At 51.2% G+C, this 21,189-nt stretch carries 23 protein-coding genes; 2 read left to right on the top strand and 21 right to left on the bottom strand.

Annotation, left to right across the window (positions count from 1 at the left end; translation table 11 throughout):
- Positions 1 to 21 precede the first annotated feature (21 nt).
- Positions 22 to 1,251 carry an exonuclease SbcCD subunit D C-terminal domain-containing protein gene (locus BUF15_RS18805; protein WP_073615258.1) on the bottom strand — a complete coding sequence of 410 codons (1,230 nt, stop codon included), beginning with the start codon at positions 1,249 to 1,251 and terminating at the stop codon, positions 22 to 24.
- Positions 1,252 to 1,625: 374 nt separating this feature from the next.
- On the opposite strand from BUF15_RS18805, the gene BUF15_RS27475 reads away from it, so the two are divergent.
- Entirely contained in the window at positions 1,626 to 1,787 is a 162-nt protein-coding gene (locus BUF15_RS27475) for a LiaI-LiaF-like domain-containing protein (protein WP_200802417.1), read from the top strand.
- A 103-nt stretch (positions 1,788 to 1,890) separates the two neighbouring features.
- Here the strand turns inward: BUF15_RS27475 and BUF15_RS18795 are convergent, their stop codons facing one another.
- The 6 genes from BUF15_RS18795 to BUF15_RS18770 form a co-directional block, all read right to left on the bottom strand.
- Positions 1,891 to 2,313 (bottom strand): DUF2231 domain-containing protein, encoded by a 423-nt coding sequence (locus BUF15_RS18795; protein ID WP_073615256.1) that lies wholly within the window; start codon positions 2,311 to 2,313, stop codon positions 1,891 to 1,893.
- 274 nt (positions 2,314 to 2,587) lie between these two features.
- A complete protein-coding gene (locus BUF15_RS18790) occupies positions 2,588 to 2,914 on the bottom strand; it encodes a c-type cytochrome (protein WP_073615255.1) in 327 nt (108 codons plus the stop codon).
- A gap of 216 nt (positions 2,915 to 3,130) precedes the next feature.
- Positions 3,131 to 3,415, bottom strand: coding sequence for a hypothetical protein (locus tag BUF15_RS26860; RefSeq protein ID WP_143170780.1), 285 nt, complete (start codon positions 3,413 to 3,415; stop codon positions 3,131 to 3,133).
- 130 nt (positions 3,416 to 3,545) lie between these two features.
- The gene (locus BUF15_RS18780) at positions 3,546 to 4,796 is read right to left on the bottom strand and encodes a D-alanyl-D-alanine carboxypeptidase/D-alanyl-D-alanine-endopeptidase (RefSeq protein WP_073615253.1); all 1,251 of its coding nucleotides are present in this window, start codon (positions 4,794 to 4,796) and stop codon (positions 3,546 to 3,548) included.
- Positions 4,797 to 4,849: 53 nt separating this feature from the next.
- Positions 4,850 to 6,193 carry a TrpB-like pyridoxal phosphate-dependent enzyme gene (locus BUF15_RS18775; protein ID WP_073615252.1) on the bottom strand — a complete coding sequence of 448 codons (1,344 nt, stop codon included), beginning with the start codon at positions 6,191 to 6,193 and terminating at the stop codon, positions 4,850 to 4,852.
- Positions 6,194 to 6,294: 101 nt separating this feature from the next.
- Positions 6,295 to 8,844, bottom strand: coding sequence for a TIGR03960 family B12-binding radical SAM protein (locus BUF15_RS18770; protein ID WP_073615251.1), 2,550 nt, complete (start codon positions 8,842 to 8,844; stop codon positions 6,295 to 6,297).
- 425 nt (positions 8,845 to 9,269) lie between these two features.
- On the opposite strand from BUF15_RS18770, the gene BUF15_RS18765 reads away from it, so the two are divergent.
- Complete coding sequence (locus BUF15_RS18765; protein WP_159441329.1) at positions 9,270 to 10,319, top strand: AMIN domain-containing protein; 1,050 nt, start codon at positions 9,270 to 9,272, stop codon at positions 10,317 to 10,319.
- A 1-nt stretch (position 10,320) separates the two neighbouring features.
- Here BUF15_RS18765 and BUF15_RS18760 read toward each other — a convergent pair whose 3' ends face one another.
- From BUF15_RS18760 to BUF15_RS18695, 14 genes are all read right to left on the bottom strand, one after another.
- On the bottom strand, positions 10,321 to 11,202 hold the full coding sequence (locus tag BUF15_RS18760; protein WP_073615249.1) for a hypothetical protein: 882 nt from the start codon (positions 11,200 to 11,202) through the stop codon (positions 10,321 to 10,323).
- Positions 11,177 to 12,889 carry a tetratricopeptide repeat protein gene (locus BUF15_RS18755; RefSeq protein WP_073615248.1) on the bottom strand — a complete coding sequence of 571 codons (1,713 nt, stop codon included), beginning with the start codon at positions 12,887 to 12,889 and terminating at the stop codon, positions 11,177 to 11,179. The genes BUF15_RS18760 and BUF15_RS18755 overlap by 26 nt, the downstream gene beginning before the upstream one ends.
- Positions 12,886 to 13,521: a dTMP kinase gene (gene tmk, locus BUF15_RS18750; protein ID WP_073615247.1), complete on the bottom strand. Its 636-nt coding sequence runs from the start codon at positions 13,519 to 13,521 to the stop codon at positions 12,886 to 12,888. The genes BUF15_RS18755 and tmk overlap by 4 nt, the downstream gene beginning before the upstream one ends.
- Positions 13,518 to 14,531 (bottom strand): 4-hydroxythreonine-4-phosphate dehydrogenase PdxA, encoded by a 1,014-nt coding sequence (gene pdxA / locus BUF15_RS18745; protein WP_234981220.1) that lies wholly within the window; start codon positions 14,529 to 14,531, stop codon positions 13,518 to 13,520. Before pdxA ends, tmk begins: the two co-directional genes overlap by 4 nt.
- A gap of 56 nt (positions 14,532 to 14,587) precedes the next feature.
- Positions 14,588 to 14,971 carry a YraN family protein gene (locus BUF15_RS18740; protein ID WP_073615246.1) on the bottom strand — a complete coding sequence of 128 codons (384 nt, stop codon included), beginning with the start codon at positions 14,969 to 14,971 and terminating at the stop codon, positions 14,588 to 14,590.
- Complete coding sequence (locus BUF15_RS18735; protein WP_073615245.1) at positions 14,961 to 15,611, bottom strand: ribonuclease HII; 651 nt, start codon at positions 15,609 to 15,611, stop codon at positions 14,961 to 14,963. The genes BUF15_RS18740 and BUF15_RS18735 overlap by 11 nt, the downstream gene beginning before the upstream one ends.
- Positions 15,612 to 15,709: 98 nt before the next feature.
- A complete protein-coding gene (gene rplS, locus BUF15_RS18730; RefSeq protein WP_073615244.1) occupies positions 15,710 to 16,063 on the bottom strand; it encodes a 50S ribosomal protein L19 in 354 nt (117 codons plus the stop codon).
- 63 nt (positions 16,064 to 16,126) lie between these two features.
- Complete coding sequence (locus BUF15_RS18725; RefSeq protein ID WP_073615243.1) at positions 16,127 to 16,681, bottom strand: RNA methyltransferase; 555 nt, start codon at positions 16,679 to 16,681, stop codon at positions 16,127 to 16,129.
- A gap of 26 nt (positions 16,682 to 16,707) precedes the next feature.
- Positions 16,708 to 17,481 (bottom strand): tRNA (guanosine(37)-N1)-methyltransferase TrmD, encoded by a 774-nt coding sequence (gene trmD / locus BUF15_RS18720; protein WP_234981219.1) that lies wholly within the window; start codon positions 17,479 to 17,481, stop codon positions 16,708 to 16,710.
- A gap of 108 nt (positions 17,482 to 17,589) precedes the next feature.
- On the bottom strand, positions 17,590 to 18,144 hold the full coding sequence (gene rimM, locus BUF15_RS18715; RefSeq protein WP_073615242.1) for a ribosome maturation factor RimM: 555 nt from the start codon (positions 18,142 to 18,144) through the stop codon (positions 17,590 to 17,592).
- A 16-nt stretch (positions 18,145 to 18,160) separates the two neighbouring features.
- Positions 18,161 to 18,391 carry a KH domain-containing protein gene (locus BUF15_RS18710; RefSeq protein WP_073615241.1) on the bottom strand — a complete coding sequence of 77 codons (231 nt, stop codon included), beginning with the start codon at positions 18,389 to 18,391 and terminating at the stop codon, positions 18,161 to 18,163.
- 3 nt (positions 18,392 to 18,394) lie between these two features.
- Entirely contained in the window at positions 18,395 to 18,640 is a 246-nt protein-coding gene (rpsP, locus tag BUF15_RS18705; RefSeq protein WP_073615240.1) for a 30S ribosomal protein S16, read from the bottom strand.
- Positions 18,641 to 18,712: 72 nt separating this feature from the next.
- Entirely contained in the window at positions 18,713 to 20,065 is a 1,353-nt protein-coding gene (ffh, locus tag BUF15_RS18700) for a signal recognition particle protein (RefSeq protein WP_073615239.1), read from the bottom strand.
- A gap of 364 nt (positions 20,066 to 20,429) precedes the next feature.
- Positions 20,430 to 20,792, bottom strand: coding sequence for a hypothetical protein (locus tag BUF15_RS18695; protein ID WP_143170779.1), 363 nt, complete (start codon positions 20,790 to 20,792; stop codon positions 20,430 to 20,432).
- Positions 20,793 to 21,189 lie beyond the last annotated feature (397 nt).

Below are 21,189 nucleotides of genomic sequence, written 5' to 3'. Positions count from 1 at the left end.
GAGAACTGATTTTCACTGAGCCTATTCGGCCTGTTTATCTTCATCGGTAATTGCCTGCAAGGTCTCTCCAAAGAGGTGTAGCAGTTCTTCGTGCTGCCCTTCCGGGATGTTGTGGGCCTCAAGGCAGCGGTGAAAGACCGCCTCTTCAGACAGGGTGTCGAGTGTCTCCTGGGGAACTGTGCTCTCAAGAATCCTTGCGATAAGCCGGTTGTTGACGATTCTGAGGATCTCCAGTGGCGAGTCGGCCACCGTTTCGCGCAAGGTCAGTTGCAGCTGAGAGACAAGTTCGGTGCCATCGTAGATAACTTCCAGCCAGACAGGCTGCTGCTCTTTTTTTAAGGTTTCGATCTTCTTAACTATTTCTTCGATATTGCCCCTAACGGTTTCCAAACGCTGGAAGTTGGGAACGGTGATCGGGGTGACCGCGACATCGTTTTCCGTGAGAGTTACGAGGAGAACCTGTTTCACCTTTTCCGCTTCTCCAAAACTCATGGGCAGTGGAGAGCCTGAGTAGCGGCGGGTGGGATCTTGAGCCACCATCTGCGCGCTGTGAAGATGGCCAAGGGCAAGATAGTCGATTTCCGGCGGGAGAATGGTGCCGTCAACATGCGCCAGAGAACCTACATAAAGGTCACGGACACCGTCGCCTTCAACCTTTTTTCCACCGACCATAAAGAGATGGCCGGTGGCGATGATCGGCAGAAAATGATCTGAGGCCTGTCGCAGTCCGTTGGCGAATGCCACCACCTTCTGGTAATGGGTGGCTATTCCCTCAATCAGATTACGGTTCTTGTCGTCAATATCTTCGCCGGCGCGGGCGTTACGGATTTCTCTGTCACGGAGGTAGGGGATGGCGCAGACGATCAGCTCGTCGTTGCCTTTCTCGTCTTTTAAGACCAACACCTCGTATTCAATGTTGTCGGCAGCTCTTCCAACAACATGAATTTGAAAATACCGCAACAGTTCTTTCGGTGCCTCAAGGAGTGAAGGCGAATCGTGGTTACCGCCGATGATGATCACATGGCGGCAACATCCCGCTGAGACCTCTTGTAAAAAGCGGTAATAGAGCTGCTGGGCTCGATTGCTCGGCGTGGAGGTGTCGAATATATCGCCGGCCACAATCAGCACGTCGATATGGTGCTCTTCGATGGTGTGCACTAGCCAGTCAAGAAAGGCAGCAAACTCGTCATACCGTTTCCGGCCGTACAGAGTGCGGCCGATATGCCAGTCGGAAGTATGAAGAATGTTCATGTTGTATTTATCATGAAAAGAAAAAAATATTTTGCGGAAGAGGATAATATACCGGTTTGTATAAGGCAAAGAAATCGATTTATCTCTCGATGGGGCTGGGAGCTGCAACGTCGTAAATGAAGTATCCGCCTGACTAGTCTATACGGGTTACAGTGATCTGGGTGCTCAGAAAAGAGTACTGGCCGAAGGTGCCAGCGAGTTTTTGCAAAAAACGGTATCTCGCCAGGTGCTTACCGAATGTGGAAAGCGCCTTCTAGCTAGAGATGGCGGAAACGAGGCGGGGGCAAGGTGCAGTAAAAGTAATTGTTTTTTTCGGTACGATATCCTACTTTCCCCAGAACGAAAATACGAATTATTATATCACGCGAGGGGCTATGCGAGTAACTATTGGACCGATTGTTCTTATTGCCGCAGGATCACTTCTGCTCTTGTCAAATTTGGGACTCATACCGATCGGCCAGATCAAGGAGTTGGTGAAACAGTGGTGGCCGGCACTGTTGATTCTTGCTGGGGTGTTGCAGTTATTCCGTCGATGAATGGTTTTTCACGTCAGCGACGACAATGCCCATAACTGGTGGTGCCAGTTATGGGCAAGGAAAAAAACATATCACCAATGATCATTGCGGACCCAGGTGGAGATCAGCCGTAAACCAGCTCACCACCTGAGAATCCGAGGCCTCCTGCGCAGGCCATGCACAACAGATAGAGAAGCAGGAGTTTTCTCGGTGCCAAACCTTTGGATTTCATGACAACTGCTATGGTTAAAAGGCCGGTGAGTACCACGCCGAGGACCATTTTCACGATAATGAGTGTTTCCCACTCACCGCCCAGCTTCGCCTGCCAATCGAGTACCCCGGTCACGAGGGTGGGAACGATAAAAAGTAGCGCCAGCACGGCGCAGTGATGGGCGGTGCTGAACAGACTTGCCTTTTTCCCCACTATTCCTGCCACACCAAATAATACCATACCTATCACCATACCCATGGGGATATGCACCATGATGGGGTGCAGTGGATGGGTGAAGCCTACCGTTTCAAGCAGTTCATACAGTTTGTTAATCATGGACGTCTCCTTTAATGAGGCTGTCTCAGCAGGGGGCCTGTTGCCCTTTTGCTTCGGGGCACCCTTCACGCGATTGTCTGGAAATAATCTTGTAGAATATCAGCTGTAACTCCTTGTCCTTGTAAAGGATAATAAGCATTCTTTCGCTGATGGCAGGGATTTTTTCCTGCACCGTACATAATTCTTTCGCAGGAGCTGATATCCATTGGGCAATCGGTTGAAGGCCCAGACATTAAAGAAAAAGTGCCGCCTAAGGCGTGGGCAGAAAAAGGGGTTATTCTGGCATGCTTTTCAGCCAGGCATAGATATCTGCAGCATCTTTTTCTGAGATTTTCTTTTCCGTAAAACGTGGCATGCTGGGTGAGTACGGGTCTCGCAGTATCCCGACAAACGCACCAAAGCTCATATCGATTGCAGAAATTTTTGCCGCCCTCCCGTCATTGCCGTTTGGCCCATGGCAGGCCGAACAGTTATGCATGTTGTACCAGCGCAGCCCCTCGGCGGCGTCTCCTTTTGGGCTGTTGCAGCCCCCCAGCAGCAGTGTTGCACCGATCACACTGCATGCGAGAGGGATAGCGAAACTTCTTAAACGTTTTTTCATAATCCTGTTCTCCTATGGGTTACTGGCAAGCCCGGCTGGTTGAAAGATCACACCAAGGACGAGCAACATCGTTACTCGGCCCAAAGTACCCGAGTCGATGTGCAAGGCAGCTATTAAAGAATAAATGAATTGGGACTGGAAGTAAGTAACTTGTGCCAGCGTAGAGAAATTACACTGAAAAATCAAGCGGGATTTGGTATAGGCAGAACCGGGCTGTCAGCCGTCGCTGAGGTCTATTTGGGTACTTTTGCAGATATAGCCGGGGTCGATGTGATAGGAGTGGTTGTGGAGAATGATGGAGTCGAGGTGAATATCAACACCCGCCGATTCCAGGATGGAGAGTGGGATGTACTTGTCGCTGATTCGAAGCGGGTCTTTGCTGCAGTTTTCGCAGGACAGTACCTTAACGGCTGGAACCAGCTGGTAGGAGTCCCCTGTATCCGCCACGGTCAAATGCGTCCCCTCAAGTCGAGTTTTCCCCTTGGAAATGAGGGTCTCCATAGTTTCCTAGTCAACAAAGAATGCACCGTTCATTCGTACCTCCTGATAAAAATAGCGTGTATTATCAAAAGCTTTCACGATGAATAAGGTGCAATATACTAAAATGCAAGGAAAAATATTGCAGCTATTTTCATTTCTTTGAAATTTTTGCAGTGGCCGGTGTAACGACTCCTACCGGATTAAACTGTTTTTCCAGGCTGGAGAGCAGCATTTTACGGGTATTTTCCGGTTGGTTCAACATCAGCACAAAGAGTACGTTGCCCTCCGGTGCATCGAGATAACCCGCATAACAAAAAACGTTGCTCATGGTACCTGACTTCAGCTGGGCTCCGTATTTTTCCGGCAGTAGCTCCCGATATGGTTCAAAGGCTCGGAGTATTTTCAGCATGGCAATGGGAGTTATCCGGGTCTGCCGTGACAGACCGGAACCTTCGACGACCTGCAGTTCTTTTTTCGAAATACCGATCCTGTTGGTTGCGAAATGGGTGAGGAGTTGCCGTGCCTTCTCCCAGGTGGCGGGAGCACCAAAGTGCTGGGCCCCGGCAGTCAAGGCCAGCTGGTTGGCAATAAAATTATTGGAAACATAGAGACAGGAGCGAACAATCTCCACCAGCGACTGCGACGAGAGGTGATCATAAATGAGTTTTGCATTGGTGGGCACCTTGCCTGGCCGGATAACGGCTTCTGCTTTTATCCCTTCCTGTACCAGAAGTTCGTGGAGAAGTTCGGCACTGTATCTGAGTGGCAGTGGGGTAGAGGATCGTACCTCAAAGGCGTTGATGTTGACTCGGTGTTTGCCGGGCTTGAGCTGCTGACCGATTTCACGGCCCAGCACAGTGAGCGGTGTATGTTTCTCCCCGGAAGTGATTGTTCCATCCTTGGCTTTGGCAACGGCAATCGAGTTGAAATTCACCGCCAAACCGCTGTTGGCGACATCATACGGATTGGCAGAATTTTCAGAGCCGTCCGGCAGAGGCTGTTCCAGGGCGAACAGAGAATCGTCAAGCACATAGCCTGATACCTTGGTGATACCCCTTCGCTTTAACTCTTGCGCGGCGCTGGTAAGTGATTCTGTGGTCAGGACAGGATCGCCACCTCCACGGATATAGAGAACATGATTGGCGTCGAGATAAAACGAGGTGGTAAACCGAAACTCCGGGCCAAGGGTCTTGAGGGCGGAGTAGGCGGTAAGCAACTTGATGGTTGAAGCGGGAACAAAGAGCTCGCTTGCGCGAAACTGTTCGACTATGTTCCCGTTTTTATAGAGGATATACCCGCCGTTAGTAATTTTATTACGGGGCAGGATGGTGCCGGCCACAAGTTGCGGCAGCAGGGTAAATATTAGAAATACCGTAAACAGCAGGGGCCGGCGAAATGTCATGGCATAAAGCGACCAACCCTCCGGTCGCGATGGCGACCGGAGGGGGAAGAGACTTATATTTTCGGCAAATTTGCCATAGAGCGTGCGATCGCTTCCTCAGGGTAATCGTAATTGTGCAGATCGCCCGCGAAGAATTTATCGTACGAGGCCATGTCAATGAGGCCGTGACCGGAGAAGTTGAAGAGAATAGTCTGCTTTTTGTCCGGCTCTCTGGTGGCTTCAATAATAGCCGCACGGATAGCATGACAGGTTTCCGGGGCAGGAATGATACCTTCGGTACGCGCAAAGAGTACTCCCGCCTCAAAACATTCAAGCTGGTGAACTTTCATTGGCTCGATGATGTTTTCACGTACAAGAGCCGAGATGATCGGCGACATTCCGTGATAGCGCAAGCCGCCGGCGTGGATGCCAGGGGGAATGAAATCGTGACCCAGGGTGTACATGTAGAGGAGCGGGGTAGTTTGGGCTACGTCACCAAAATCATACGCCAAGCGGCCCATAGTCAGTGAGGGGCAGGACGAGGGTTCAACGCCCACGAAACGGATCTTTTTGCCGGAAAGATAATCCGGGATAAAGGGGGCAGCGATACCGGCAAAGTTGGAGCCGCCACCACAGCAGCCAATGACAACATCCGGATATTCTCCGGCGATTTCCAGCTGCTTTTTCGTTTCAAGGCCAATGATGGATTGGTGAATGCACACGTGGTTTAATACCGAGCCAAGAGCATATTTGGTATCCTCACGGCCGGCGGCATCCTCCAGAGCTTCAGAAATGGCGATACCGAGTGAGCCGGGGGTATCCGGAAACTCGGCGAGGATCTTTCGGCCTGTGCGGGTTTCCTCACTTGGGCTGGCAACGATCTGGGCGCCAAAGGTCTGCATCATCGATTTCCGATAGGGTTTCTGCTCAAAAGAGACCCGTACCATATAGACCTTGCACTCCAGCCCGAACTTGGAAGTGGCAAACGAGAGGGCGCTGCCCCATTGACCGGCGCCGGTCTCGGTGGAGAGTCGTTTGACCCCTTCTTTCATATTGTAATAGGCCTGGGGAACAGCACTGTTGGCCTTGTGTGAACCGACAGGGGAGACACCTTCGTTCTTGAAGAAGATTTTGGCTTTGGTTCCGAGGGCCTTTTCGAGATTAGTGGCGCGAACGAGAGGCACTGGACGCCAGATTTTGTAGATATCGAGCACTTCTTCAGGGATATCGATATATCTGGTGGTGGACATCTCCTGCTCGAGCAGCCCCATGGGGAACACGGCCCCGAGTTTTTCCGGTCCCATCGGTTCCTTTGTCTCGGGATCGAGGGGTGGCAGCAGGCCGTTTGGAATATCCGGAACCACGTTATACCATTGTCTCGGCATCTCATCATCACGAAGTATGATCTTCTTCTCCATGGATTCTCCTTATTCTCGATTAAACGTTAGTGGATTATGTGGTCTGAACGTAAGCTTATGTCACTGGTACCACGGAACGTATTGTGAGGCAAGTTCGATCATCATGCTTCTATTGCCTTCCATGAAATCTTGGTTACGGTCGCGGCGAGAGCCTCCATTTCATCCATATCAAAGATATGATGAAGCGCGTCGCTAGGCTTGATTCCAGGTTCGGCATTTCGGCTGATGATCCGCATGACAAAGGTATCATCACTGTTTTTGGCAAGCTCGGTAATAAGGGGCCTGATGTTTATTTGCCGTTCTTTGCCCTTTCGTGTTCTGGAAATGATACATTCATCTGCTTCCATGAATCGTGTTGCCATTTCTACCTCATCGTCACGAATGGGCCGGGTGAGTTGTAGGGTGTAGCAGCTTTCTGTCGCCGCCGGCAGGTTGCCGGAGTGAAGCTCAATGCTGTTTACCTCAAGACCGGGAGGAAGCTTGCTGCTGAGCAAGGTTGCGGTTGCTTTGGGATCGGGAAGCAGTTCCGGCAGGTCCATAATAAAAAACTCAGAATTGCTGATAGTGCCGACAGGGAGGGCCGGAGCAAACGATACCTTTGGGGTCGGGTGGAAGCCCTTGGAGAAGTTTGTGGTGATATTGGCGCGCCGTAATGCCCGGAAAATGAGCTGTAGAAATTCGAGGTGGCCAAGATAGCAGATATTGCCCGTGCGGCTGTAGCTGACCAGATATTTAAAATGGTTTTCATCGTGGGCCGGGATCGAACGTTTATCAAGTCTTGAATGCGAGCTAGGCAGAGTGTCCTGAGAGTCTTTACCTGGCTCCAGGCTACCGTGGACAATCGGCTGGACGATGTCGAAGTCGCAGAGCCCGCACTGTTGACAGCCGTGATAACGGCAGTCCGGAGTGTAGATTTCACTTACCGCCTTCTGCCATTCACTGTGAAGAAAATCGTGATCGACACCGGTCGATAGATGTTGCCAGGGCAGAATCTCGTCCTGTGCCCGTTCGCGCAGGAAGGTATCGAGCACCAGTTCGCATTCTTTTGCTGCGGTAAGCCAAAGGGTGAAATCAAGATGCTCATGCCAGCCGTCAAGTCGGGCGCCTTTTTCCCAGGCGCGGATGAGGAGCTGGGCCAGTCTTCGGTCGCCGCGGGAGAAAACACCTTCCAGAAAGCTTTGTTCGGGGCTGTGCCATTTCATGTTGCAGCCCTTTTTCGGTAGATTCTGCCTGAGATGAGAGAACCGTTTTCGGCTTTCCTCAATGGTGAGTTGTCGGCTCCATTGGAATGGTGTGTGCGGCTTGGGCACAAAGGTACCAACACTGACATTGATCTGCTTCTTGCCCTTACCCACCGAATTCATGGCGTAACCGGATTTTTTGACCAGTTCGATGATCTCGTCAATGTCTTCGTCTGTTTCTGTCGGCAGGCCGATCATGAAATAGAACTTCATTACTTTCCAGCCAAGTGCGAAGGCTGTGCGACAGGATTCAAGCAGGTCCTCTTCGGTGATGCCCTTATTGATCACCCGCCGAAGTCGTTCACTGCCTGCTTCCGGGGCGAGGGTGAAGCCGGTTTTCCGCACCCGTTTAATCTGGTCCATAATCTGTGGGGTAAGGGTGCCGACCCGCATGGATGGCATGGCCACCGAGACATATTCGTCGGCGAACTGGTCCATCAATTTTGGCAGTACATCGCCAAGGCATGAATAGTCACCGGTGGAGAGTGACAAAAGCGCCATTTCCTCAAAGCCAGAGTTGGCAATGCCTTTGGTGGCAAGGTCGAATACCTGTTTCGGGGTTCGTTCGCGCACTGGTCTATAGGTAATACCCGCCTGGCAGAACCGGCAGCCACGGGTACAGCCTCGGGCGATTTCCACTCCCAGCCGGTCATGGACGATCTTGGCATTGGGTACGATGGGGTTCAGTAGATGATCGGTAGCGCCTAGATCTGCGAGGACTCGGCGTTGCACCTGGTCAGAACGATCATTATGGCAGGTGATCCCGGTGATCGATCCGGATTCATCATACTCCGGGGTAAAGTGGGCTGGAATGTAGACGCCGTCAATGGTGGCAAGTCGCTTTAAAAGCTCAACTTTATCGAGGTGGTCACGACGCCCGTCGGCAATAGCCTGGGCAATTTCTACGATGGCTTCTTCGCCATCGCCTAAAAGGACGGCATCAAAAAAGTCCGCCACCGGCTCCGGGTTCATGGCACAGGAACCGCCGCCAAGCAATATCGGGTATGAATTGTCGCGATCTTTTGCCAGGAAGGGGAGCCCGGCCAGATCGAGAACGGTGAGGATATTCGTATAGCAGAGTTCATAGGGCAGGGTGATGCCCAAAAGGTCAAATTCCGCGAGGGGTTTACCAGACTCCAGCGAGGTCAGGGGCATGTTTTGCTGGCGAAGCAGTATTTCCACATCCCGGTCGGGACAGTAACAGCGCTCAGCCAGCATATTGTCCTGGCCGTTGACAATATGGTAGAGGATCTGTAAGCCCTGATGGGACATGCCGACTTCATATAGATCTGGGAAAACGAGGGCGCAGCGAACATCGGCATGCTGCCATTCTTTCCTGGCGGTGTTATACTCACTGCCAAGGTAACGCCCAGGTTTTTGAACCTGGGAGAAAAGCGTGGGATTGGTCATCGAAAAAAGCTCGTGGTTGAGGTGTGGAGTGCCGGTTTTGCGTGAATACAAATGCAGCAACCGACTGGTAATTTTTCTGACTCGTTGAACTATCTGGAAGGTTCAGTTGTTGTTACGGCCTGTGTGAATGTTGTCATGAATTGGTGAAAAGGCGGGAACAGCGGGGTAAACCATTGTTGTGCGCGTTCTCTATCACTTCTTTCATTTACTGGAATTTGATTGACTTTTCAAGGGATCATGCGTTAATCAAAAACGATGTGTATTGAGTTAGAAGGATTCAAGACCATTCTGCATAATCAATGGGTTATGATGCTCAAGCGTTGGTTTCGTTACCTTTTCGCGAAAGCTACAACCTCAAAGGCCATCTTGCGGTCGATATATCCAAGATGAGTTTTTTCTATTTACACAACAAAAGGTTACCAGCTATGAGGCGTTCATGTGCTATGTCGGTATTGATCGGCCTGCTTTTCCTGGTCTTCGCTCCCGCCTACGGGCAGAAGGCCGCTGCCATGGTTGGGCCGCTTTCTCACATGGCCTTAGACGGTGGAGATCGGGTTGAGATCTCAATGAACGGAGGACAGGAGCCCAATATCTTTATGATCGAGGGCGAAAAGCCGCGGCTGGTACTTGATTTTCCCGAATGTGGCTACGCCGGCAGTTCTTCAGTCCCAGTTGCCAACGGCATACTTGTGGAAGGCATGCGGGTCGGTTTCCACACTACGCCGAAGCAGAAGGTACGGGTAGTTATTGATCTGGTAAAAGAACCGAAGGTTAAATGGACCAAGGATATTTTATCAGAGCAGAATCTTCTGGTTATTTCAATCTTTCCAATGGATCTTGGTACCATTGGTGCCGACAAGGTTACCCCGAAATCGGCACAGATCGCTGTTCCCGATCAGGCCATTACAGGCGAGCCTGAGAAGAAGATACCTACCACCCCGGCTCCAGTCTCTACTCCGCAATTGCTCACTGCCGGTCTCAGCAAAGTCAAAATGGGACCGGTGTCGAACATGGAATCCGCCAAAGAGAGCACCCCAACGACTGGTGAACCAGAAGCAGTGGTTCCTGCGGTTATTGAAAAGGAGCCTGCTGATGCTACTCCGGAGCCTGCTGCTGTCGAAATTTCAGCTGCACCGGTTCTTCTCAGCGTGTCGTTTGATAATGCTTTCTCCCAGAGCGGGGAGATGGTTCTTTTGCAGCTGAGTGACTTCCAGCCGCCGGTGATCTCCACCCGGGAAAAGGATCCGCCAATGATTTACTGCGATTTCGCCGGTGCTGAGGTCGGCGAGCGGGTGACCAATGAAATCAGTGCCGGTGGCAAATATGTCGAGAAGATCAGGGTTGCCGGAGATAAGAGCAATGTTCGGGTCAGTCTCGATCTGGTTCCCGGCAGCAATTATGATCTGCAGCAGGTCTATTTCAAGGAAGACAATCTTTTCGTGCTGATTGTCAATATCCTTGAGGAAAAGGGGTAGCCTACATTTCTTTGGCCGGTAATGGCTGGTAGTAGTAACCTGGTGGCCTTTTCAGTTGAAAATTGCTTTTCCGACAGCCCTCAATTGCCTGCAGGGCGGAGAGCTCGAGAACCAGTTTGCCACTGTAATCAAGTCCCGAGATGGTGATCTTCCCCGGCTGCAGTGGTGTGGCGTCCTGAGTCTCCGGTAGCAGATTCGTGTAACTCACCCGAGCATCGATAGAACCGTTGGTATTGGTAAAGGCTCGTTCCAGAACAATTCTGTTTTTGGGATCGATCAGTACATGCTCCCTTGCCAATCCGCTGGTTTCAGCCTCATTTTTCACATCCTGGTCCGCCACTCCAATCCAGATTCCACGGTTTTCCTCATCCTCTCGAATTTCTGTCACCGTATTAGCTCGTGGCAGTCGTGCGGTCAGCCAGGTACCCCAGTCACTGGTATAGGCCACTTTGGGGATGTCGAAGGCTTTTGCAAAGGATGGCAGGGTGCCGTCGGTGAAATACCCATCGATGGTATTGACGAACTGGACGGTGTGACCGTCGCTGACAAAGGCCACCAGCGGCTGGCCAAGCGGATTCGAGGTTACGAATTTCACTGACGAGGGCTGCATAAGCTGGACGTAGCCGCTCACTGCCCGATTCTTGACCGTACTGGTCAGGAAGATGTTGACATCCGCATCAATGCAGCTACTGCGGAGAGCTTCATCCTTCCGCATCTCCTCAAGCATCTCGATCGTTGCCGAATATCGGCTACCGGCAATCGGTTCTCCCCATGGTTTGCGGGCACAGCCGGCGGACAGTGAGATAAGGGCAAGAACGGTGAGTAGCAGAGACTGTGACAGCCTGTCACCGCACCTCTTACTTTTTCTTTTTCTGCAGTTCATCGATTTTCTTTTTCATCCTGGCTCGATCAGATTCCTGAGAAAAGAGGTCATGCCCTTTCTGGTAGGCCTCGATTGCCTCGGCATATTTTTTGAGGGCGCGATATACATCACCCAGGTGTTCGTGAATATTGGGGTCTTCTGGTTCGAGGTCCAGGGCTTGGAGCAGCTCTGCTCTGGCGGTTTCGTAGTTGCCGAGTCGGAACTCGACCCAGCCGAGACTGTCGCGGATAAAGCCGTTATCGGGTTTTTGTTCAACCGCCAGCAGAATATATTTTTTAGCCTCCGCCAGGTTGATGTTCAGGTTTGCCCAGGTGTAGCCAATATAATTGAGTGCCTCGGGGTTATTCGGACTGATCTCCAACACCTTTTCCATGGCCTTCAGCGCTTCCTGCTGCTTGCCTGCTCGCTCCAGCAGAAGGGCGAGCTCAAAATGGAGTTGTTCGCTTTCGGGAAAGGTTGTGGTGCCCTCGGTGAGCGTTGCCAGCGCATCGTCAAGACGATCTTTTTCCTGGTAGAGTGAGGAGAGCAGGGCGAAGAACAGCGGATCGCAGCCCTGTGGTTCATTCGTGGCCTTCTGCAATAGTGAAAAGGCCCGATCGAAGCGATCGAAGTCACGCAGGATGCGGACCTGGAGATAGATCGAATCCGCATATTCGGGTGAGCTGTTGGGGACCTTCTGGAAATAGCCGAGAGCACTCTCCATCTTTTTTTCCTGAAAAGCAATCAAACCTAGCAGGTAGTTGGCTTCCGATGCTACTTCACCTTGGCTGATGGACTCAAGAATGGTCTTGGCCTCGTCTACTTTTTCCAGTCGCAGCATTGTTTTGGCAATGGCCATATCCAAACTTTCAATGTTACCGTTGGTTTTACGCAGGTTCTGGAGCTCCACCAGGGCATCTTCGTCCTTACCTATGGCCAGCAGGGTCTGGATCCTTCCGATAATGGCCCGCTGGTTGCTACTGTCATTGGCAATTACTGAATCGTAGAGGCGAAGGACATCCTCGTAACGCTCAAGAGCGCTATAGAAATCCACCATTTCAAAGGCGAGTTCAGGCGACCAGTTCAGGGTCAGCGCATCTTCATAGACCTTGGCTGCATCATCATCGGCACCTCGCATTTGCAGGAGTCGCGCCAGGTAGATACGAGCCAGGTAGAGATCCCCATTTTTGGCGATGAGGTCTCGAAAGATTGTTTCACCTTCATCGAGTCTGTCTTTTTGTACGAGGAGAATCGCCAGGCGCAGCCGGACATTTTCGTTCTCCGGATCATGTTTGAGGGCTTCGGTGTACACCTCAATTGCTTCATCACGCTTGTTTTGCTGAATAGCGAGATGGGCGAGTAGCAGGTATTGGGAAATATCGCTGGGGTCCTTTTCTATGCCCTTTTTCAGTAATTGGATCGCCTGGTCGTTTTCTCCGAGGCGGAAATGGAGTGCCGGAAGTTTCTTCTCGATAAATAAGGCGTTTGGGTCGCAAATGAGCGCTTTTTCATAGGCTTCCAGCGCTTCCTCGAAAAGACGGCTATATTCTGAGTGCGTTCCCCATAGAAAGTAAAAGTAGGAGCATGATCTGTCGTTGACTTGTCCCGCTTCTTCGCCGGCAATCGTTGAGGTTGCCATGGTGTTGGTACCGGAGGCGAAGAATAACGGGATCAGCAGGGTAATCGCGAAATAGCGGATACGTTTCATGATTCGATCAGCGTCTCCGATACGGGTTGCGGGACAATGTTCTGTGCTGCAGTAATGACGGCTCGGTGAATTTCTTCAATAGTCTGTTCCGCGTCGATGCGGGTGATATACGGCAGGTCGAGGAGATCGAAGATTGCACTTACTCTGGTAAGGGACTCTTCCTGTTCGAAATCGTTGAGTTGTTCGCCCCTTCCTTGGGTGATGCGTTTCAGACTGGTTGCGACTGAGACTTCAAAGATGAGGGCCAGATCGGGATCGGGTGCAAATGCATTGTGCTCAAGGATCATTGCAGGATCAAAACCGTTGGCACCCTGATAGGCTACCGTTGAGAGGAAATAGCGATCACACAATACGATCTTGCCTAAGCGTAAGGCTGGCAGAAGTTCTGTTTGGCAATGTTCACGTCGATCGGCAAGAAACAGTTCCAGTTCCTCCTGCTGGCTGACCTGTTTTCTGTCGGCGTACAATTTACGAATTTTACGGCCAAATTGGCCATCAGTCGGCTCGCGGGTGATCAGTACCTCATGACCCTGGCGACGAAGGTATTCTCCTAAGAGAAGTATCTGGGTTGATTTTCCGGTTCCATCGATACCTTCGAAGACAATGAGTCGGCCTGGTAATGCATGTTTCATGATACGGTCGTCGCTTTCTGGTAGAGTTTTCGATTATCGCTGATGGCGGCGGCCATCGTCACTGCCGAGGCGAGACTGGTTGCATCGGCGAGGCCCTTCCCGGCAATGTCGTAAGCTGTCCCGTGGTCTACCGAGGTGCGAACGATTGGCAGGCCAAGGGTGACGTTGACACCGTCTTGAAAATGGAGGAGCTTGAACGGGATAAGTCCTTGGTCGTGATACATGCAGACCACTGCATCATAGTTGCCGGCGGCAGCTTTGAAGAAAACTGTGTCGGGCGGGTACGGACCGGTGACGTCGATATTTTCAGAGGCGGCCAGCTCGATTGCCGGTGTGATGATCTCAATCTCCTCCCTGCCGAACAAGCCATCTTCGCCGCTGTGTGGATTTAATCCCGCCACTGCGATCCGAGGCTGTTTCAGGCCAAAATCGACTCGCATCGCTTGATGGGTGATCCGGATAAGTTCAGAAATGGAGGTTATGGTAATATTTTTCGGTACCGAAGCGAGCGAACAGTGAATGGTTGCCAGCGTCACCTTGAGTGAGGTTCCGGCCATCATCATGGTATAGCGTTCTGCGCCGGTAAGATGAACCAGCATCTCTGTATGGCCAGGGAAGTTGTATCCTGCCTTTTGCAATGCACTTTTCGAAATGGGGCAGGTAACCATTGCTGCCAGATGACCATCGTGGATCAGCTGCACGGCACGAATAATGTATTCGGCCATGGCTACAGCGGTCTCCTTGGTCGGATTTCCCCAGTTATGGGATTCACAGGGAATGGTTGAGAGTTCAAGTACCGGAATGGTTTGAGGCTGAACAGACTGGCCGGGCTGCCAGGAGCTGAACTGCGCTTCAATGCCAAGATCAGCTGCGCATTTCGCAAGGATACTCCTGTCCCCTAATACCACCGGTGTAGTTCCAGTGGGAGGAGTAGTCTCGGCAAAATAACGGAGGATGATTTCCGGGCCGATTCCCGCCGGACACCCCATGGTGATTCCAATGACTGTCATATTGCTAAGTGTAACCTTTGCATGGAATTAGTCAAAGAAAGTGTTGATCGAAATTTTCAGGATGCGACCGAATAATGGAGTTCAAACGCGTTCGTGATAATCTCTATTTCCGGTTTTCTGCCATCTGGAGCGAAAACAGCAACAACATCAAACCGGGCCGGCTTGTCAAAGAGGTTTTCCCGCGCCAGATACTCCTGGGCCACCCTGGAAATCTGGGCCTGCTTTTTAAGAGTAACTGCTGCGGAAGGGCTGCCAAAAGATGCAGACTTCCGGGTTTTTACTTCGGCAAAGACCAGAGTCTTGCCCTGTCTGGCGATGATATCGATTTCGCCTGATCGCGACCGGTAATTACGTTCAAGGATGGTATAACCGCTTTGACGCAAGTGCTCGGCGGCCAGTGTCTCACCGGCCTTTCCAAGAACGGATCGTTTATCGGACAAATTCTTTTACCCCCCGAAAGGTTTTCCGGTGAACTTTAGAAGGCCCGATAGCGGCAATAGCCTGTCGATGCTGGCGAGTGGGATAGCCTTTGTGCTGGCCTAAACCATAGCCGGGATACTGATCATCCAAGGTATCCATAATTGCATCACGAGTCACTTTGGCGACGATGGAGGCCGCCGCGATGGAACCGCTCTTGGTTTCACCCTTGATAAGAGGTGTTTGCGGTGTGATCAGCGGAATCTCAAACTTGCCGTCAACCAGGATATAATCCGGTGGACTACCAGCATTTGCCAGCTGTTCGACAGAGCGTTTCATGGCCAGCAGGGATGCCTGGAGAATATTGATTTCATCGATTTTTTCGACAGAGACGATGCCGATTCCAATAGCCGCTTGTATCGCGCTGAGTAGCTGATAGAGTTCCAGTCGCCGTTTATGATTTAGTTGTTTCGAATCAATAAACAGGGAGGGATCGCAGTCAGGCGGCAGGATGACACTGGCCGCGACCACTGGTCCTGCCAACGGTCCCCGACCGACTTCATCACAACCGGCAATACGCACGAAGCCCTGACGGGCAAGTGCTCGCTCATGGCTGAAATTAGATGTCGACGGTTCACCTGCATCAAAGAGTCGTTTTCCCATAACCACTCAATCCGGTTCCTACAAACACGTACACCCGGATTCCTGAAGTGTCAGGAATCCGGGTGAAATCGGTGCAGAAAGAATGAACTGCAGTATCTTTACTTGATCAGTCCGCGCTCGCGGATACGGGCTGCCTTACCGCGACGGGAGCGCAGGTAGAACAGGCGGGCCCGACGGACACGGCCGCGCGATACAACCTCAATCTTTTCAATACGCGGATTGTGCAGGGAGAAGGTTTTCTCAACGCCACAGCCGTGGGAAATTTTCCGCACGCTGTAGGTAGCACCCATGGTGCCGCCTTTGCGCTTGATGACAACGCCCTGAAAAATCTGGACGCGCTCTTTGTTACCTTCAATGATGCGGATATATACTTTTACGTTGTCACCGGTACGGAAATCCGGATGATCCTGGCGCATCTGCTCTTCGTTGATTCTCTCGATGATTGTGCTCATAACGTCGTCTATAGGTTGAGGTATGGGGATATGTTCCCGTATCGGATCTCGTTGCTGTTCCACTCAGCTACCCAGCAGCCGATCGAGAATGATCGAGGCCGCAGAGCGCACTGAAAGATGATTATACTCTGTTCCGCCTAAAATAGGAGGAAGTACGGCATCAGCTGCCGCCATGATTTCCGGTGCAAGACCGTGTGCCGTACCAAACAACAGCAGTACGGGAGAGCCGGAATCAATTTTTTTACTCAAGTCACTATAGGCCACGGTATTATCGTAGACTCTGGCGCTGGTTGTTACTATCAGCGGCTTCTGCCCATAGTGCTCGGTAAGTTCTGTTACAGTCTCATCCAGTGAGCCGGTGAGCCGGACAATAGAGAGCGCATTTTTTCGTGCCGGATTATAACCGGCGCCGTACCCTGTCTGCCAGTGGTCGACGATCTCGCGGACAAGTTCCTGCTGCTCGGCAAACGGGGTGACAATGTAGTACCGGTCGACCCCAAATGTTTTTGCAGCCCTTGCTATATCATGCAGATCAAGATTTGTCACGGCTGAGCCGATTATTTCACCGTTTTTGTTCACCACCGGGTGGTGAACCAGGGCCAGACTCACTGCTTTCATCACTTTCCTTAGCCCTATATACGTGGTCAAACGGTGCTGTTTGAATCGGCCTGCAAACTTTTCACGGCCGCATAAAGCCCGTGACGCCGCAGAAGTTTTTTCTCGCTATCCGAAAATGTTTCGAGTTTCAACAAATCCGGCCGCCGTGCCAGGGTGCGCCGCACCGACTCGAGAAAGCGCATTTTTTCTATCACTTCATGATTGCCGGAGAGCAATTCGTCCGGCACTTCCATTTCATTCCATACCCGCGGTCTGGTGTATTGCGGGTGTTTCAGCAGGTTTCTGCTGAAGGTGTCCTTGTCGGCAGAATCGCTGCAACCGAGAACACCAGGTACCAGTCGAGTGACAGCATCAATAACTACCATTGCTGCCAGTTCGCCACCGGTAAGGATATAGTCACCGATGGAAATCTCTTCGTCGACATAGGTCGCCCGGAATCGTTCATCGACTCCTTCATACCGCCCACAGACTAGGATCAGATGTTCTTCCTCAGCCAACTTCTCAGCAAGCTCCTGGGTGAACATAGTGCCCTGGGGACTCATCAATATGACCTTGCCAGCGCCCCTGTGGTTACGCACTTGCTCAACAGCAGCAGCCAGAGGCTCAGGTTTCATTACCATCCCTTCGCCGCCTCCGAAGGGGCGGTCATCGGTCATGGAATGTTTGTCCAGAGCGAAGTCTCGAATATTCGTTGTGTGAATATCGATATGACCGTCCTGGCGCGCCCTGCGTAAAATACCTTCGTTGAAAGGCGAGGCCAGCAGGTCCGGAAAAATGGTCAGAATATCAAAAGTGATCAACGGGCAACAAATCTCCTACCGCTCAGTTGGTGCTCTTTACTTCAGTCGGTTGTCGAGTGCAAGGTGAACGTTATGCGCTCTCCAAGTCCACAAAATATCAACCGCGTTTTAGAGATTGCTCTCTTCATCGTTGATCTCCAGTAAACCTGGCGGAGGATCGATAACAATCTCCTCCTTGCTATGTCGAGCGATAATGCCCTGACTGACCGGAACGAGATATTCTCTTAAACCGTTGACGATCACCATTACTTCCTGAGCACCATTGGAAAAGACCGATTGCATGGTGCCTATATGCTCACCCTGAACTGTACTGACCGGCAGGCCGTAAAGCTCGTGCCAGTAAAATTCACCATCTTCCGGGTCAGGGAGGTCCTGTCTGTTAAGCAGTAACCCCATTCCGACAAGTTTTTCCGCAAAGGTTCTGTCGCCAACACCCTCAAAGTGGATGATTGCCCTGTCTTTCTGGACCCTAAAGGTGCGAACCTGTAATTCCGGAGAGAGGACACCCGCTTTATCCACCAGGGTGAAACGATGATATTGACCCAGCGTTTCAGGCTGACCAGATAGGGCGTATACGCTGAGTTCACCACGCAGTCCCTGGGCCTTTGCCACAGCACCAAGCAGGAGATATTTCTCCTCAGGAAAAGAGTAGGTGTACTGCATTACTGACAACAGACAACTACTCTATTATTTCAAGCCGGGCGCGCTTGTTCTCTTTGGCAGAAGCCGCGGCCAGAACTGAGCGCATAGCCCGTGCTGTTCTTCCCTGTTTGCCGATCACTTTGCCAAGATCCTCCGGCGCAACTGCAAGTGCAACCGTGACGTTGTCATCTTCTTCATTCACGGTAACCTGAACAGCATCAGGCTGATCGACAAGCGATTGGGCAATATAGGTTACAAGTTCCTGCATGCCTTATTCAGCAACTACTGCTTTTTTGATCAAGCTCGCAACAGTTGTTGTGGGCAACGCACCTTTACCGAGCCAGTTCTGCAATTTATCATTATTAATGGTGATAGCCGCAGGATTCTGGACAGGATCGTATGTGCCGACGATATCGAGAAATTTGCCGTCACGCGGACACTCACTGTCAGCGACTACTATACGATAGAAAGGTTTCTTCTTTCTGCCAAGTCTGGTTAAACGAATACGAACTGCCATTCCAGGTTAATCCTCCGAATAGGTTTATAGGGGTCTTTCACCCGCCAAAGTCCGGGCAGTGGCCCGGGTATGTTATCTTCTAAGACCTTTTGGTAACTTCCTGCGCTTCTGGCCGGAAAATGCTCCAGGCTTTCCACGCATCTTTTCCATCATCTTCAACATCGATGAATAGCTTTTCAGCACCCGGTTGACATCTGCAACGTCGGTGCCGGAACCGTTGGCGATCCGCTGCCGCCGGCTGGGGTTGATAATTTTATGGTTCCGCCGCTCTTTGAGTGTCATTGAGCGGATAATCGCCTCAGTTTTGGCAAGCTCACGCTCGTCCGGTTTGGGCGCATCTTTTAATTGTTTCAGCTTATTGATGCCGGGCACCATGCTGAGGATCTGCTCCAGTGATCCCATTTTCTTGATCTGCTGGATTTGATCAAGAAAATCTTCAAGGGTGAACTGGTTCTTCTGCAGTTTCTTTGCAAGTTCGTCAGCCTGTTTCTTATCGACAACAGCCTCGGCCTTCTCAATAAGGGTGAGGACGTCCCCCATGCCCAGTATTCGCGAGGCTACGCGATCCGGGTGGAATATTTCAAGAGCGTCAAGCCCTTCACCGATACCGACGAATTTGATCGGTTTGCCGGTTACCTTCTTGATTGAGAGGGCGGCGCCACCACGGGCATCACCTTCCATCTTGGTCAGAATGACACCGGAAATTTCTAATGCCTGGTTGAAGGTGTCGGCGACGGTTACTGCATCCTGGCCGGTCATGGAGTCAGCCACAAAGAGAATTTCGGAAAGGTGAATCGCCTTTCTGATCTCTTTGAGTTCATCCATCAAGTGTTCATCGACATGCAGTCGTCCGGCGGTGTCAATGATCAAGGTGTCACAGCCCTGTACGGCGGCAGCATCCATGGCCATCCGACAAATATCCACAGGATTCATGTCGGTGGATGACGGGTGAACCGGAACGCCGATTCTCTCGCCTAAGACCTGTAGCTGTTCAATGGCGGCTGGACGATACACGTCGGCAGGAACAAGGTACGGTTTGCGTCCTTTTTCCTTCAACATCCGGGCAAGTTTGCCCGAGGTCGTGGTCTTGCCCGAACCCTGCAGGCCGGCCATCATGATGGTTACCGGTTGCCGGCCGTCGAGACGAATCTGTTGGGTGTCACCGCCCAGGAGGTCAACAAGCTCCTGATGAACAATTTTAATAACCTGCTGTCCTGGCGAAAGACTTTTGGAGACTTCCCTGCCGACAGCTTTTTCGGCGATTGAGGCAACAAAATCCTTGGCGACCTTGAAATTGACATCCGCATCGAGCAGGGCCATGCGTACTTCGCGCATTGCCTCTTCGATGTTTTCTTCGGTCAGTATACCGTGGCCTCGGAGCTTTTTAAATACGCCCTCAAGCCGGTCTGTCAGATTTTCAAACATGATTAATGTCGTCGCGGGTATCCGTACATGCCGATAATTCTATGGGTGGAATTTTCGGCATGATCAATTTTCTTTTACTTAAAAAGACGATGAATACGTAACGCCTCAGAAACGCTGGGCATCATGGAGTATCTCAAAAAAAGCTTTCCATATTCATGAATTGTCGTCGTCATTTTGCTTGCAGCTGACAAAAGCAGAACCCGTCAAAAAGGCACAATAACGCCTTTCCGGGAGCTGTTCCTGGTAAGCTGAAAAGAAACAAAAATACTGTGTATGACAACATATGTCAAGTCGGGAACGAAAGCGGAGAAAAAAAGTGGTTGCGAATGCCAGGCCAGCGGGCCTTGAGGTGCATGGGCCTGGTCTACCGGCGACGAAATCCGTAGAGAGGCAGGTAGACCACAATTGCAGGCCAGCAGACGAGCAGCAGGCCAGTCCAGAAGGCTCGGCCTCGTCTGGAGGGGAACTGCCGGGAAAAAATATCGCGAAATATGATAAACATCAAAATGACATTGACCAACAGGCCGACAGCGCTGGTTGGCAGCAGTATTCCGAGTTGGCGCATTTCAGGGCGAGTAATCAGCAGAACGGTGAGGGCAATGGCAAATACAATAGCAAATATGGAGTAGATCTTCTCAAACGTGTTCATAGGATAGAAGTTTGATTGCGCGGGACAGAGACCGTCCTGAACGTGGAAAAAATAGTCAGCCGGGTGTGGGAAGTTCAAATTACTCTTTTCTCACAGACGACGCAGAGTGTTTACAGCAGAGGAATCGGCAGATTTGATTCGCCAGAACCGTTTTCCCGTGCGAGAAGTGAGAATATCGTATTTCACATAACCGGTCAACAGCACTTCTTATCCGAGTTCTATAGGTATGAAAGCGAAGTGGCTTGTGTTGTACCGATTTATTCCTATTGTTTTTACAAAAGAATATTTAATTCCCCCGCATCCTCAGCCTGATAAGGTTAGGTGAGAGGTGAGAAGTGTAAGGTGTGATATATTGGGAAACGGTCAATCAAGAGAATTTCTCCTACTTTCATATTGTTGGAACGAGCCCTATCATTTCATGCAGACGCTCCTCACTCCTCTCTCCTTACCACTCACTTTATGTAGCTGAGCTTTC

Source organism: Desulfopila aestuarii DSM 18488, assembly GCF_900143695.1.
In the GTDB taxonomy this organism is placed as follows: Bacteria; Desulfobacterota; Desulfobulbia; order Desulfobulbales; family Desulfocapsaceae; genus Desulfopila; species Desulfopila aestuarii.
Note: the sequence above shows the minus strand (reverse complement) of the source record. Positions and strands in the feature narration are given on the sequence as shown.

What these genes read in the sequence shown, in the direction of transcription:
- BUF15_RS18805 (WP_073615258.1), bottom strand. Translation starts at nt 1,251, where the DNA reads ATGAACATTCTTCATACTTCCGACTGGCATATCGGCCGCACTCTGTAC.
- BUF15_RS27475 (WP_200802417.1), top strand. Translation starts at nt 1,626, where the DNA reads ATGCGAGTAACTATTGGACCGATTGTTCTTATTGCCGCAGGATCACTT.
- BUF15_RS18795 (WP_073615256.1), bottom strand. Translation starts at nt 2,313, where the DNA reads ATGATTAACAAACTGTATGAACTGCTTGAAACGGTAGGCTTCACCCAT.
- BUF15_RS18790 (WP_073615255.1), bottom strand. Translation starts at nt 2,914, where the DNA reads ATGAAAAAACGTTTAAGAAGTTTCGCTATCCCTCTCGCATGCAGTGTG.
- BUF15_RS26860 (WP_143170780.1), bottom strand. Translation starts at nt 3,415, where the DNA reads ATGGAGACCCTCATTTCCAAGGGGAAAACTCGACTTGAGGGGACGCAT.
- BUF15_RS18780 (WP_073615253.1), bottom strand. Translation starts at nt 4,796, where the DNA reads ATGACATTTCGCCGGCCCCTGCTGTTTACGGTATTTCTAATATTTACC.
- BUF15_RS18775 (WP_073615252.1), bottom strand. Translation starts at nt 6,193, where the DNA reads ATGGAGAAGAAGATCATACTTCGTGATGATGAGATGCCGAGACAATGG.
- BUF15_RS18770 (WP_073615251.1), bottom strand. Translation starts at nt 8,844, where the DNA reads ATGACCAATCCCACGCTTTTCTCCCAGGTTCAAAAACCTGGGCGTTAC.
- BUF15_RS18765 (WP_159441329.1), top strand. Translation starts at nt 9,270, where the DNA reads ATGAGGCGTTCATGTGCTATGTCGGTATTGATCGGCCTGCTTTTCCTG.
- BUF15_RS18760 (WP_073615249.1), bottom strand. Translation starts at nt 11,202, where the DNA reads ATGAACTGCAGAAAAAGAAAAAGTAAGAGGTGCGGTGACAGGCTGTCA.
- BUF15_RS18755 (WP_073615248.1), bottom strand. Translation starts at nt 12,889, where the DNA reads ATGAAACGTATCCGCTATTTCGCGATTACCCTGCTGATCCCGTTATTC.
- tmk (WP_073615247.1), bottom strand. Translation starts at nt 13,521, where the DNA reads ATGAAACATGCATTACCAGGCCGACTCATTGTCTTCGAAGGTATCGAT.
- pdxA (WP_234981220.1), bottom strand. Translation starts at nt 14,531, where the DNA reads ATGACAGTCATTGGAATCACCATGGGGTGTCCGGCGGGAATCGGCCCG.
- BUF15_RS18735 (WP_073615245.1), bottom strand. Translation starts at nt 15,611, where the DNA reads ATGGGAAAACGACTCTTTGATGCAGGTGAACCGTCGACATCTAATTTC.
- rplS (WP_073615244.1), bottom strand. Translation starts at nt 16,063, where the DNA reads ATGAGCACAATCATCGAGAGAATCAACGAAGAGCAGATGCGCCAGGAT.
- BUF15_RS18725 (WP_073615243.1), bottom strand. Translation starts at nt 16,681, where the DNA reads ATGAAAGCAGTGAGTCTGGCCCTGGTTCACCACCCGGTGGTGAACAAA.
- rimM (WP_073615242.1), bottom strand. Translation starts at nt 18,144, where the DNA reads ATGCAGTACACCTACTCTTTTCCTGAGGAGAAATATCTCCTGCTTGGT.
- BUF15_RS18710 (WP_073615241.1), bottom strand. Translation starts at nt 18,391, where the DNA reads ATGCAGGAACTTGTAACCTATATTGCCCAATCGCTTGTCGATCAGCCT.
- rpsP (WP_073615240.1), bottom strand. Translation starts at nt 18,640, where the DNA reads ATGGCAGTTCGTATTCGTTTAACCAGACTTGGCAGAAAGAAGAAACCT.
- ffh (WP_073615239.1), bottom strand. Translation starts at nt 20,065, where the DNA reads ATGTTTGAAAATCTGACAGACCGGCTTGAGGGCGTATTTAAAAAGCTC.